Source organism: Cyclonatronum proteinivorum (assembly GCF_003353065.1).
GTDB lineage: Bacteria > Bacteroidota > Rhodothermia > Balneolales > Cyclonatronaceae > Cyclonatronum > Cyclonatronum proteinivorum.
The window spans coordinates 579,275-592,276 of the sequence record NZ_CP027806.1 but is presented as its reverse complement, the minus strand read 5'-3'; the positions used below and the strand labels follow the sequence as shown (position 1 = coordinate 592,276).

Here is a 13,002-nt window from a genome sequence, read left to right as displayed (position 1 = left end):
TAAGCATGCGGGTGATTTTACGCAATTAGCATGTATGATGCGACCCCATCTTCCCCATGTCAACTACCACCGCTGAACGCTTCAGGGTGCCGGATGGTTCAACACAACGAATATCTCACCTATACCTTAGATTATATAACTGATATGGAAACGACCGATGCATTTGAACAAAAACTGTTTATTGCAACAGCTGCCGTTCAGGCATGGGAAGTAAAAGGCAGGCAGCCGGGACTTTTTGATATCGCAGCCGCTGCCGGTGTTCCGGCTTCAGATCTGTACAAGTATTTCCCCAATGTACCCGCTGTTTTTCATTTTTGGTACGAAAGCCTGCCGCAGCGGTACCGACTGATGGTTGCCGAACTCGACGCATACAACGAACTCACGCTTTCCGAAAAACTGACCAATATGATGCTTACCATCACCGACATGATGGAAGAGCAGCTGCCCTTTGTTCAGGAAACCTTCAACAGCATGGTGTTCAAAAATCAGAGCTGGCACCCGTTCTGCAAGGAAAACGAACACCTCCTTAAAGAAATCATTTCTACCCATCAGGGACTTAGCCGTACCGCGCAAATTGTTTTGTGGGATGATGTGTACGCTTTCCTGAGCAAGGAATTTCTGCACGTAATTAAATTCTGGATGCGGGATACCTCCCCCGACCGGCAGAAAACCATGGCATTGCTCGATACCTTCAATGGCCTGGTATCTGAACTCATGACCAACCGCCTCATCGATAAAGGCACAGACCTTGCCCGCTTTTTTTGGAATGAAGGCCTGATTAAAATTCCGTTTGTATCCCCAAAGTAAAGGCCTTCACACGGGCCGTTGCGCTATTGTCGCTGTAACAACTTCATTTTATCCATCCGTAACCTCCGCTATCCTTGAGCAAAGAATTTCCCTCCGGAAAACTTGAACGCACCACCGCCATGGCCAAAACGGGCCTGAAAATCGGCACCAACTATGCAAAATTCCGGCTCAAAGAAGCCCTTGGGAAGAAAAGCACCCCGGAATCACGTTCTGAGCTGAATCGTACCAATGCAAATGAACTCTTTAAAGAATTCAGCAAACTCCGCGGTACAGCTCTGAAACTTGCGCAGGGGATGAGCCTGGACAACGCCCTTCTTCCCGAAGAATTTGCAGAAGTGCTCACGCAGTCGCAGTACGGCGTACCTCCTATCAACAGAGTGCTGGTTCGCGGAATTATCAAAAAGCAGCTGGGCGATTACCCGGAAAATATTTTTGAAAGCTTTGAGCCGGATGCCTGCCGCGCAGCCTCATTGGGTCAGGTGCACCGCGCCCGCACCAAAGACGGCCGCGAAGTTGCCGTGAAGGTGCAGTACCCCAACGTGCGCGAAACCATCAAGAGCGATCTGGCTGTAGCCAAACTGTTGTTTAAACAGATAGTGAAAGGCAACAAGGCCGACGACTATTTTGCTGAAGTCGGCAACAAGCTGATGGAAGAAACGGATTACCTTCTTGAAGGGCAGCAAATCGAAGCGTTTCGTGCACGCTATGCAAATGGCGCCTTTGCCACGCCGGAATACATCCCGGAGCTTTCCACCGAAACCGTGCTCACCATGAGCTGGCTCGAAGGCCGTCACCTGAATGAATTTTTGCAGGAAAACCCTTCGCAACAGCAGCGCGATCACTTTGGGCAGCGCATGTGGGATTTCTTCCACGATCAGATCAACGACAGTTTCACGGTTCACGCCGATGCACATCCCGGTAACTACCTTTTCATGCAGGATGGCCGCCTGGGCGTGCTTGATTTCGGCTGCGTGAAAGTATGCCCGAAAGATTTCTTCCTGGATTACATGCGGCTGTTTGTCGCACACCGCACCCGGGATGAGCAGTCCATGAAAGATTTGTATGAGCGTCTCGAAATTATCGAAGACGCAAACAACTTCACGCCGGATGACGAAAAGTTCTACGAATATACCCTGCGTCTCGGCAAAGAATTCGTCTCCCCCTACGATCACGACACCTTCGATTTTGCGGATCCGCGCTTTTTTAAAGCCTTCACGAATCTCGCGCGCGAAGCGGTAGGTTTCAAAGAACCACGCGGCAGCAAGCACTTCATCTTTGTGGCCCGCGCGCACCTCGGCATGTATCAGATGCTGATGAAGATGGGCTCCAAAATAGATGTCCGTCCCGGTCGTGCACATCTTGAAGCGTTCCTGAACCGGCATGAAATTGCCACCCCTGCCGTGCTGTAAAGCGGGTGTACGGGAAATCCCGCTCCCCCGGTTGTTCCTGCGCCCTGTTTTTTTGGGGTGAAACTCCGAGAGCATCACTCATATGTTAATTTTGATTCAAATTGGCGTCTAATCGGGCAAGTGTTAGATTAGAAACCAAACAACCGAAATAGGAGCAAGTCTGGCACCCTCGGAGCATCACAATCACCGGTTTAACCGGATGAACCACGCCAGGCATAACCAGACTTGTATCCTGGCGTTGAAAGACAACAGTACCTAGAGCTTAGACCCGTTTCTAAAGCTACCATTCATGAGTGAAATTCATGCGACAGGATCCTGCTTCGGATGCAAATAACACACCACTAAACTATTGATTAGTCATGTTTTATTCCACTGGCATAGATATCTCAAAAGACGACTTCAAGGCCTGCATCCTCGAGTATAACCCTGTTGAACAGACCGAGCGTGTACGCTCCTCCAGAAAGTTTAACAACACCCAGGCAGAGCTGCCCAAGTTTGTCAGCTGGGTCACCAAATGGGAGTCCAAACAGCCTGCACCGGTGCGCATCACCATGGAAGCCACCGGTGTGTATTACGAGCGGGTTGCCCTGCACCTGTTTGATAACCACCCCGAATGGGCATTAAGCGTGGTTTTACCCAGTCAGGCGCGTAGATTCAATGAGTCTGAGGGATTCAAGAACAAAACCGACCGTATTGATGCCCGCGGGCTAGCCCTGATGGGTGCGCGCAAGAAGCTGCAGCTATGGCGGGGCATTAAACCCTATTGGAGCGAGCTGCGTCAGCTCACGCGTACCCGTGGCGCGTTGGTAGAACAGCGGACCCAGCTCAAAAACCAGCTTCACGCTCTCAATTACAGCGCTTACGCTATCAAAGATACGCGCAAGATTGTCCAGCAAACCATCGCTGCCTTGGATAAACAGATCACCAAGCTTGAAAAGCTGATCACCAGGCATCTGGATTCGGATCCGGAGATCGAAGAAAAGGTGGATAAGCTGAAGTCGATTCCGTCGATAGGTTTGATTACAATCTCCACGGTGCTGGCAGAGACGCTGGGCTTTGAATACTTTACGTCAAGAAGCCAGCTGATCAGCTATGCGGGTTACGATATATTGGTTAAGGAGTCAGGCAAACACAAAGGCAAGAGAAAAATGTCGAAACAGGGCAATGCGCGCATCAGGGCAGCCATGTACATGCCGGTTGGCAATATTTTGTCGCACAGGAAGCAACCATATTACAGCTATTATGATCGGTTAGTCAGCCGGCACGGGATAAAAATGAAGGCCAATGTGGCCTTGCAGAAAAAGTTGTTGTGCCTGATGTACCATTTGTGGAAGAAAAACGAGGCCTTTGATGCCGCGCTGGCGCTCAGGCCGGCCGGCCTGAGCGCCAACACCGGTATCGCCCAAGGGCGATACCGGTGTTGATACTACCATACCGGAGCTAGAAATGGCATTTTTTGAAGATTAAAAGGAAAAAAATTACTTGACTTTTGACACAGTACCTGGCAGCGTTGCTGGTTCCACACACCCCAAATCGGTCTCATGGCTCCTTGCTTTTTTGATGCAGGCGCTCCGAAGCTGAGCAGCATTTCGTGAGGGGTTCAGCATTTTTTTTGCGGACGAGCGGGAACAACCATTTGCCCTGAGCCATAATAGCCTCGGACAAGCCTTCCGCGTGCGACCCTTTCCGGGTCGTGCTTGTTTCGCGGTTACATTTTCTATAAACATGCAATCCCTTCGGGATTGGGATCGGGCCAGTATTTCTGGGTCAAACAGTTTCATGTGGCCTTGAGAGAACGGGAATATCTATCGAAGCTATATGGCAATAAACCCCAACTTTCTTCTTATCCAAGTCGGATCAATCGCTACCGCTACAGCTAAGATATGCCAAACTCCAGCGACCCTGAAAGGGTCGAATGTTTATAGAAGAATGTTTATAGAATTCACCATCCCAACCGCTTTCGACCCTGAAAAGGTCGCACCCCCGGAGGCTGTTAAATTGTGGGTATAATCACGACTTTATTGGTCGCCCGGGAACGCCGAAAACAAAAAGCAAGGCGCTCTCCGCTGATTTGGGATATCAGGAGCCAGCGACACACTCAGTGATATGCACGGAGTTTCCCCCTCAAAAAAAAATCAGACCGGGAACAGCTCACGCTCGGCTTTGCGGGCGATTGCATAGAACCAGCTGAGCTGATAGAGATTGACGCTCACGCCGACAGCAGAATACAGGATGATCGCAAGCATGACATCCTGATACCAAATCCCGACACTTAGAGCGGCAAGGCGCAGCAGCAGGTAAATCAGATCGATGATAAAAGCCTTGCGCTGCCGGTTGAGCATGAGCGGAATGAAGTTCATGGGGGTGGCAATAAACACCAAAAAGATGAAAGGGGTTAGGATTTGGACAAATTTGCCTGTCATCTCCCAGCCTTCCCCCAGCAGCCACGGGAATAGCTGCGGACTTATAAAAAACAAAATCAGAAACGGGAAAAATCCGACCCCTGCCAGCAACGCAAGGTTGCTATGGATGAAGGGTATGATCCTGTCGCGGTTTCCGTACTTTTCAGCTACGCGCTGACTAAACACCTGATAGGCCGCATGGGCCACGACCTGCACCGGCGAGTAGCAGATTTTAGCCGCCATCGCATAAAACCCGGCAATGGCTTCCGAAAAGAAGCTGTTAAAAAGCAGGACCGGGAAGTTGCTGGAAGTCGTAGTAGTAAGCGCGTGCGGGGTGTTGTAGTAAGCGAAGTTTTTATACCGCTTGGCCATGGCTGCCATCCGCTTGGGTGAAACCCCGGCGCGCATGGAACCTTCGATTTTTCTGCGCTTCCAAATCAGGAACAGCACCCCTGCCACATCACCCAAAACCTTACCGACAACCATCCCAAACGACTGGAAACCCCCAAAGCCGAGACCGGCCTGTCCGCCGGCTATGCTGCTTGCTGCCGTTACCTTAGCCGTAGCAATGCTGCCGTATTGCTTGAGCCGGTTGTAGTGAAAGGTGAGAATCATAAACATACAGTAGGTGAGCACGGAAACAGGCAGCAAATAGATCAAACGGCCCAGCTCCTGCAAATTCAGCAGCTCCCGAAGCTGCGGACCGAATAGCAGCAGTATCAGCAGTAAAAATAACGCTGATGTTAGCAACACGGTGAATGACAGAAATGTGACATTGTTTGCAGCGTGCTGCGTGCGCGGAATAAGGGTCGCGTATTCATACCTGAGGGTCGATACAGCCGCATAAATCATGAAAAATGACACAAAAGTGGCATATACCCCTATTTGCTCCGGTGTGTAAATCCGCGTCAGCACAGGATAAACAGCTATACCCAACAAGTGAGCGGCACCGGTACCGCTCATCATTTTCCCTATGTTTTTCAGGAAATCAGAGTTTTTCAGGGATGACAGTTTCTGCATCAAATTCATATGTTAATCAGTTTAGTGTGTCATCCTAATGTCACCATTTTATAAGATGGATTAAACCATTATAATCACGCTTAGATACATTGAGACGTAAAAATTCACAAATCCAATTACTCGGATAGTTTTTCAGCCATTAGATGAAAACAGCGGATATTTGCTACCCCGTTTTCATACATTACTTAGTTAAGCCATTTTATGCCACGGTTCTTCTATTAACTATTTAATTATTCGTTCAATCTTTCAGGCTTGAAATTGATTTGAACAACCTAAGTACAGGAACTGCTGACATTAATTTCCTAATTAGATACGATTCTTATGGTCCGGTTATCAGCCTGCCAAAATAAAGCTAATTGAAAGAACTAAAATGAAAAAGACCTGCTTTATTTTTTGATATCTTATCCTGATTATCAATCATAATCAGGAAATTTTTGGCCCCCAATTTCTTTTTGATGAATACCGCTTCAGTAACGGCACAGACAGCAACAGTGCCATGTCATATCTTTCATATCAACACCTACTATTATTCAAATCAGATTCATCAGACAATTGTGAAGCTTTTAGACAAGAAGGGGTACCGGCAAACTATCCTTGCTCCCATCTCGGAGCGAACCGGACCACGGAAAGGTATGTCAGATGCGAAGTTAAGGCAGGCTCACATTCACAACCCACGCGCTTTCCGATACCTTGAGCGCTATTTGTGGCCGCTGAAAACGCGGAAAATACAGCGCATGTTTGAAGCGCTTCAGGCAGAGCGCGGTCGGCCGGACCTCGTTTGTGCACATACCCTGATTTCCAATGGCGTTGTGGCCTGGCTCAATTGGCGCAAGACAGGTACGCCCTATGTGGTAGCTGTGCGCAGCAGTGATGTGAAGACTTTTCTGAAGCCAAGCGGCCTTTTCCGGCGGCTTGCCATGGCCATTATCCGCGATTCAGCCGGACTATACACCATGTCACCGGCCTATGAGAAAAGCGTGCGGACCTTGTTTCCGGAAACCTTTCATCCGATTTATAATCAAAAAATACAGGTCATTCCCAACGGTGCCGATGACTTCTGGTTTGAAAACCGGCACCTCAGCGCTCCCCCTGATTCATCCCGTGTTGAATTACTTTTTGTGGGGCAGCTCGATGACAACAAAAATGCCGAAGGAGTGCTCAAAGCCGCAGCACAGCTGGTTAGCGCAGGTACAGAGGTCAGGGTTACCATAGTTGGTGACGGTCCACGGTCGGCTCAGCTTGCGGAGCACGCCTATCCGTTTGAGGTTCGCTTCGAGGGTTTTGTGTCGGATACAGAAACTTTGCTGAGCTACTACCGCAACGCTCACGTGCTTGTGGTGCCTTCACATATCGAAACCTTCGGCGTTGCCTATGTCGAAGCCATGAGTCAGGGCGTACCGGTTGTTTATACAAGAAATCAGGGTTTTGACGGCTTCTTCCCCGACGGCACCTACGGACATGCCGTTTCGGCAAATGATCCGGGGGAGATGGCCTCAGCAATATTAAAAATCATGGATAACTATGCGCATTACGCACAAAACGCCTATGAGCATGCTCCTCACTTTGGCTGGAAATCTTCTATCGATAAATTTGAGGCCCTTTTCCGGGAAGCAGTCAGATGATCTATCCCGCATTATTCACAATTAAACAGAATTTATTTACTAAATGTAAGTTTAATTTTGACTTAGTGAAAAAAAGCGGTAGCCCAAATTTGGGTGTGGTTTAAAGACTGCGAAATTTCCCCGCTAAGCTGAAAACTCATGCTCAGGGTACTTGGGTACCCTTCCGCTGAGTTTTCAGCTTCGCCTTGCCAGCAAGAAAATTTCTTGGTGAATAATTCGGGCTATAGCAGGCTTTCGTAAATAGCTGAGAGCTGTTTGAGTTTAGCTTCCTCAGAAAAGCGGGTTTGTAAATCCGTATGCATTTCGACGGGAGCGTATGTTGGGTATGCCTCACACATTTGCTCCAGCGCCTGTCTGAGAGAAACGCTCTCCGGCTTGCCAAGCAGCAGGCCATTTTTTTCGGTCAGAATAACGTCCGGACCGCCACTCCGAAAGGCTATCGCAGGGAGTCCGCAAGCGATGGCTTCGAGCAGGGCGAGGCCAAAGGGTTCATCAAGGCTTGGCTGCACATAAATATCATGGGCATAAAACTCTTCACGAAGCTGTTCGCGCCCCATCCCCGGCAGGATTCGGACATTACTGAGTCCTTCGGCTTTAATCATAGCCAGAAGCCTGCCATAATATGCCGAATCGGTAATATCCCCTACAATCGTTAGGGGACAAGTGCGAAGCAGGTCTGACCCGGCAATGGCTTCGATGAGTAAATGCAGGCCTTTTTTATGGACAAAGCGCGCGATGCATAAAATCGCGGGTGTTTCTGAAACGGTCTTCACACGCTGAGGAGGCTTAAAATAGCTGTAATCTGTACCGTGCAGCACTACTCCGGTCCGGGATGCGAATTGCGGAAAGGCCGTAATCACATCCTTATGAAGCCCCGGCCCTACGCAAATGATACGGCCGGTTTGAGGTAGGACATCAGCTGCGAGCTTTTTAACAGCCGGGGTCCGCAGCGCGGCGTACCAGTCAGCACCATGCAGGGTGAGGACTGTAGGCGTTCCGGTTTGGTGCGCCTCCTGTATGGCGAGGATGCCCGGGTACAGAAAGTGCGCATGAAGCACGTCGGGTTTCCAGCGCCTGAAGGCAGCCCTGACCCGTGCACCAAGCCCGCGGCGGGTAAGCTGCGGAAGTTTATGACGCGGCACGGATAAGTAGGGTGCCCTTTCGACCCGAAAGCCGTCATCGGGGTAATCCGGTGCGCGAAGCAATGCGGGTAACAGACCGGGCTTGAACGGCTGTGTGTCGAGGACCTGAACGCTGAACTTGCGGTGAAGCAGGCGGGCTTCATCTCTGATAAACGATTGAACAAACGGCTTTTCCCGCGTCGGGTACCCTTTGGCAGCAATCAGGATTTTCATCAGGCTGTAGGATTTGACGGCAACCCGGTCTCCCTGCTCGGAGTCCCGCCCCCGGAAGGCGTAAGGGATGGCGCAGGCGGAAGCTCATCAGGGTCAGGGGTACTTTTCGCTTTACCCACATAGTAAAGCGAAAAAGCCAGCGCACAAACCAGCCAGAAGTTATTGTCATTCAGCCCGCCGCCGTAAAACTGGTAAAACACAAAGAAGGCCACAATGGTAGAGAAGCAGGTTAATGCAATAATTTTTTCATCCTCTGTTTCGGTCAGCCGGATATTGAGCCAGGCTACTCTGAAAATTTTAAACATGATGAAGCCGTACAGCACAATGCCAATCAGTCCCAGTTCAGCCATAACAGTATAGAGTACGTTATGCGGTTCGGCTACACCTATGGATTCATGCAGGGAATAGTAGTTGGTGAAGCTTTCCACGAATCCCCTGAAGCCAACCCCGATGAACCATGAGTCCAGAAACATACCAATTGCGGCCAGCCCGAGCAGCAGCCGGATGCGGGATGAATCGTCGGCGGATCCCGCTGTGATATCCAAAAAGCGCTGTGCTGCATTTAAAAGCGTAAAGGTAAACTGCGGAAAGGCAATAAGGACGGCGATCACCACCAGGCCGAGATACGCAAAGAGCTTCACATTACGATAGTACCAGGCGATAATGAGCAGCATGAGAATGGCGCCAATCCAGGCACTTCGTGAGTAGGTCACAATGATGCCGCCTGACATCACCATAAAAGCTACAAACGCCATTACTTTGTGGGAAAGCTGTTTTTTGGAAAGAATAATGCAGGCTGTGAAGGCCATTGGGATGAAGAACATGGTCGCAAAGCGATTCGGGTCAGTCGTTGTTCCCGTTACGCGCCCCCGCAGAAAGCGCCCGCCTCCCAGCATATTCCGCACGGTATCCCCAACATTGGTCACGTTCTGATAGACACCATAGGCGCCCAGAAAAACAGCTACAACAACCAGCGCGATGAGCACCATCTTGATTTCATGGGTGCGCTTTACTTCGTTAAAAACCAGATAGAGAAAGAAAATGGATATCAGTACCCTAACCCCGTCCCTAAATCCATCGGGAGCGTCCGGGGCCCAGATCAGCGACAGAAAAATGAGGCCGAGAAACAGAATAATTTCCGCTTCAAACCCCATCATCCTAAAATTAAAGTCCCTCTCGATAAGCCGCCTGAGCAGAATAGAAAATACCGCTGTAAACAGGAAGAGCTGAAAGAGCGTGAGCGGAATCACACCTTCCGGCAACAGGTGCATGATGTTACCCAGAAAGGAACCAACCGCGATCAGGGCTACCCACAGCCACGGCTTTACAAAGGTTTGCCAGTAACCATATAGCGCAAGCGGAACAACGAAAACAACAAGCGGCAGCAAAGCTATACCACTCAGCCATACCAGATACAGCAATAGCATAAAACTCAGTGCAACGGCACCGGCAAGCAGGTTGGCGTGCTGAATGTAATCCTGCAGCTGTTGCATGGGGCTTTGGGCTGTTCCTTAGGTACGGCCTCGCCTATTTCCGAAACCGGAAGAGCTCAGCTTTAATCTGATTGAGGCGTTCGTAGTCCTCTTTATTGTATTTTTCAAGCCCTTTGCTGTACCCGCGAAACAGTACGATAAACAGGCTTATAAAAAGGCTGAAAAAGAACCCGCCAATAACAATGAATGCCCGTTTGGGGCCATCTTTATAGGTCGGCAGGTGGGCTACATCTATCACCTGAATGTTGCGGCGGGGGGACTCAACGAGCATTTGCTGCTGCACATACTGCGGGAAGATGGTCTCATAGATTTTACCCTGAATAATCATGTCGCGATACAGCCGCATGTACTGCAGGCCGAGATCGGGTATTTCTGAAAAACCGGGAAGAAAGCGCGCCTGATCCCCAAACTGACGGTCGCCCTGCAGATTGAGGTCATTCAAAGCTCTCTGAAGCTCCGTTCGTGTCCGGATCAGGCTGTTCAGCTCCGGGTTGCCCGGTTCTACACGGGTACGGAGCAGGTTAATTTCGATATCCAGCTCCATGATCTGAGAAGCGACTGAAGCCATCGACTGTACCAGCACAGCGCTTTGCTGTTCAATATCTATCAGGCCGTGTTCTTCCTGAAAAGCCTTGAAACGCAGTTCCGCTTCTTCCAGCTCCGCGAGGTTTTGCAGGTATCGCTTTTCAATGACCCGAAAACGGTCAATGTTATTTGCCTCATTGAGGCGGGTAGCTACTGAATCCAGAAAACTGACATAAAAAGCAGTCATCGCCTGTGCCCGCTCCGGTTCACGATCGGTCACGGAAAGCTCTATTGCCGTGATAGGGTTAAACCCAAAGCCGCCCTCCCGCACATAATTAATCCGCGTATTGTTATCGAGGGTACGAAGCGTTTGCTCGATTACCTTGTGCCCGTACACCTCCATCAGGTCAAACTCTTCAATGACACGCTTTCTGAGGGTACGGCTGTTGAGGATGATGCCGAGTGCTTCGGTATTAATACTTTCACCGCTAAAAGAGAGCGGCAGCAGATTGCCGGCAAGACCTGCAAGCCCCCCGAGCGAGGGTCCGCCTGACTGACTAACCGGCAGGATGGTTGATTCAGATTTAAAGGTTTCAGGCCAAACCAAACTAATAACCAGCGACAGAAAGGTGACGGCAAAAACTGTTTTGATGATGAACCATTTTTCCTGCACCAGGCTCAGCAGTAGGTCGAGCAGGTTAATGCTTTTCGGTTCTTCGGGTTGATTCATCTTGGGAGAAAGACTGATACTTGTTTAATGAATAAATTCCGGTACACGTACAGCGACCGGGAAAGGCAAAAAGGAGCACGGTTAAACACCCGACGATGCAACTTGTTCGGGTGAACCGCTACCGGACAAATAAACTTTTCAAAATACCCTTTCTTTGGGAATAAATCACCGAAGGATATCATCATTTAAGCAGTCGTCTTCAAAAAACAAAAAGAGAGTAGCCGCGGACTGACGGACTTTGTGAGTAATTCAGGCTTAAGCTACTAAATTGCAGCCTTACTTTGAAGAACGATCAAAGAGGACTAACTTTCCGCCCCACACCCGAAAGCGCAGCCAGCGCAACTGATGATGCTTTTTTCTTAAGGAAAATGGCCCGTCCACAATATCCAAGCTGTCCTTTAAACAAATCTAACTCACCACAAATACCATAATCTTTTTCTGATGCTTATTGATATAATCGCAGGCGCCCGTCCGAATTTTATGAAAATCGCGCCCATCATCGATGCAATTAAAGCGAAGCAACAGCGCGGAAGCGCCTTGAAATTTCGGCTCGTGCATACCGGACAGCATTACGATAAAAACATGAGCGGTAATTTTTTTAAACAGCTTGGCATTCCTGAACCGGATGTAAACCTTGGGGCGGGCGGCGGCAGTCAGGCCGAACAAACCGCTGCGATTATGACACGATATGAAAAGCTGCTCATGGAATCCCCCTCCGAGTTGTGTCTTGTTGTTGGTGATGTTACTTCGACCATGGCCTGTTCTATTACGGCTCAAAAAATGCACATCCCTGTTGGTCATGTTGAAGCCGGCATTAGATCCGGCGACTGGACCATGCCGGAGGAAATCAACCGTCTCGTTACCGACAGCATAACCAACTACTTTTTTACGACTTCTGAAACAGCTAACTCAGAGCTCTACAGTAGCGGTGTTGCCCGTGAAAAAATCTTTTTTGTAGGCAACACAATGATTGATACGCTGCTTAAACAGCGTCCCCGTTTTACAAAACCTGCCTTTTGGGATGAGATGAAGCTGCAGGAACGCGGCTACATTGTAATGACGCTGCACAGACCTTCCAATGTGGATGAGGAAAGCAATCTCAAAAAACTAATCGACGAAATAATCGCGTACACACGCGACTTACCGTTGATATTCCCGGTCCATCCCCGCACTGCCAGGATCCTGAATGAAACAGGTATCCAGCACAAGCGGCTTTTTCTGGTTGAGCCGTTAGGCTACCTGGAATTCAACTACCTGGTGGAGCGCTCCAAAGTCGTTGTAACAGACTCAGGGGGGATTACGGAAGAAACGACCGTGATGGGCATTCCCTGCATGACCCTACGCTCAAGCACTGAACGCCCGGAAACCTGCACCATTGGCACCAACGAACTGCTTGGCATTCAGCCGGAAGCCATCGGGCCGGCTTTTGAAAAACTCTTTAGCGGCAATTGGAAGAAGGGGGGTATTCCGGAAAAGTGGGACGGCAAAGCTGCGCAGCGGATTGTGGATATATTAGATCAGATTTCAACCTCCTAATAAAGCTTGCAGCTCCTGAATCCTGAGCCTTCTTACATGATACCCTGAGCGATACCAAGCCCGGCCGTTTTCAATACTTCTTACTCCTGATATAAAAAAAGGC

The 13,002-nt window shown here is 49.5% G+C and carries 9 protein-coding genes; 5 read left to right on the top strand and 4 right to left on the bottom strand.

The annotated features are described in order from the left end of the window. The first annotated feature begins 144 nt into the window (after nt 1-144). From CYPRO_RS02250 to CYPRO_RS02240, 3 genes are all read left to right on the top strand, one after another. Nucleotides 145-807 carry a TetR/AcrR family transcriptional regulator gene (locus CYPRO_RS02250; protein ID WP_124245491.1) on the top strand — a complete coding sequence of 221 codons (663 nt, stop codon included), beginning with the start codon at nt 145-147 and terminating at the stop codon, nt 805-807. 74 nt (nt 808-881) lie between these two features. After that, on the top strand, nt 882-2,216 hold the full coding sequence (locus tag CYPRO_RS02245; RefSeq protein ID WP_240644813.1) for an ABC1 kinase family protein: 1,335 nt from the start codon (nt 882-884) through the stop codon (nt 2,214-2,216). A 359-nt stretch (nt 2,217-2,575) separates the two neighbouring features. Then, on the top strand, nt 2,576-3,640 hold the full coding sequence (locus CYPRO_RS02240; protein WP_114983081.1) for an IS110 family RNA-guided transposase: 1,065 nt from the start codon (nt 2,576-2,578) through the stop codon (nt 3,638-3,640). A 711-nt stretch (nt 3,641-4,351) separates the two neighbouring features. Here CYPRO_RS02240 and CYPRO_RS02230 read toward each other — a convergent pair. Continuing rightward, complete coding sequence (locus tag CYPRO_RS02230; protein WP_240644896.1) at nt 4,352-5,638, bottom strand: lipopolysaccharide biosynthesis protein; 1,287 nt, start codon at nt 5,636-5,638, stop codon at nt 4,352-4,354. Between the two features lie 455 nt (nt 5,639-6,093). Between CYPRO_RS02230 and CYPRO_RS02225 the strand changes: the two genes are divergently transcribed. Further along, nucleotides 6,094-7,260, top strand: coding sequence for a glycosyltransferase family 4 protein (locus CYPRO_RS02225; protein ID WP_114983078.1), 1,167 nt, complete (start codon nt 6,094-6,096; stop codon nt 7,258-7,260). Nucleotides 7,261-7,481: 221 nt separating this feature from the next. On the opposite strand, the gene CYPRO_RS02220 is transcribed toward CYPRO_RS02225, so the two are convergent. The 3 genes from CYPRO_RS02220 to CYPRO_RS02210 are packed head-to-tail and all read right to left on the bottom strand — an operon-like array spanning nt 7,482 to nt 11,363. Continuing rightward, nucleotides 7,482-8,615, bottom strand: coding sequence for a glycosyltransferase (locus CYPRO_RS02220; protein ID WP_114983077.1), 1,134 nt, complete (start codon nt 8,613-8,615; stop codon nt 7,482-7,484). Then, nucleotides 8,615-10,108 carry an O-antigen ligase family protein gene (locus CYPRO_RS02215; protein WP_114983076.1) on the bottom strand — a complete coding sequence of 498 codons (1,494 nt, stop codon included), beginning with the start codon at nt 10,106-10,108 and terminating at the stop codon, nt 8,615-8,617. Before CYPRO_RS02215 ends, CYPRO_RS02220 begins: the two co-directional genes overlap by 1 nt. Before the next feature lie 34 nt (nt 10,109-10,142). Continuing rightward, nucleotides 10,143-11,363 carry a GNVR domain-containing protein gene (locus CYPRO_RS02210; RefSeq protein WP_114983075.1) on the bottom strand — a complete coding sequence of 407 codons (1,221 nt, stop codon included), beginning with the start codon at nt 11,361-11,363 and terminating at the stop codon, nt 10,143-10,145. A gap of 441 nt (nt 11,364-11,804) precedes the next feature. Between CYPRO_RS02210 and wecB the strand changes: the two genes are divergently transcribed. Next, the gene (gene wecB / locus CYPRO_RS02205) at nt 11,805-12,899 is read left to right on the top strand and encodes a non-hydrolyzing UDP-N-acetylglucosamine 2-epimerase (protein ID WP_114983074.1); all 1,095 of its coding nucleotides are present in this window, start codon (nt 11,805-11,807) and stop codon (nt 12,897-12,899) included. Nucleotides 12,900-13,002: the final 103 nt, after the last annotated feature.

Coding starts and splice junctions, on each gene's coding strand:
- CYPRO_RS02250 (WP_124245491.1), top strand. CDS start 145: ATGGAAACGACCGATGCATTTGAACAAAAACTGTTTATTGCAACAGCT.
- CYPRO_RS02240 (WP_114983081.1), top strand. CDS start 2,576: ATGTTTTATTCCACTGGCATAGATATCTCAAAAGACGACTTCAAGGCC.
- CYPRO_RS02230 (WP_240644896.1), bottom strand. CDS start 5,638: ATGCAGAAACTGTCATCCCTGAAAAACTCTGATTTCCTGAAAAACATA.
- CYPRO_RS02225 (WP_114983078.1), top strand. CDS start 6,094: ATGAATACCGCTTCAGTAACGGCACAGACAGCAACAGTGCCATGTCAT.
- CYPRO_RS02220 (WP_114983077.1), bottom strand. CDS start 8,615: ATGAAAATCCTGATTGCTGCCAAAGGGTACCCGACGCGGGAAAAGCCG.
- CYPRO_RS02215 (WP_114983076.1), bottom strand. CDS start 10,108: ATGCAACAGCTGCAGGATTACATTCAGCACGCCAACCTGCTTGCCGGT.
- CYPRO_RS02210 (WP_114983075.1), bottom strand. CDS start 11,363: ATGAATCAACCCGAAGAACCGAAAAGCATTAACCTGCTCGACCTACTG.
- wecB (WP_114983074.1), top strand. CDS start 11,805: ATGCTTATTGATATAATCGCAGGCGCCCGTCCGAATTTTATGAAAATC.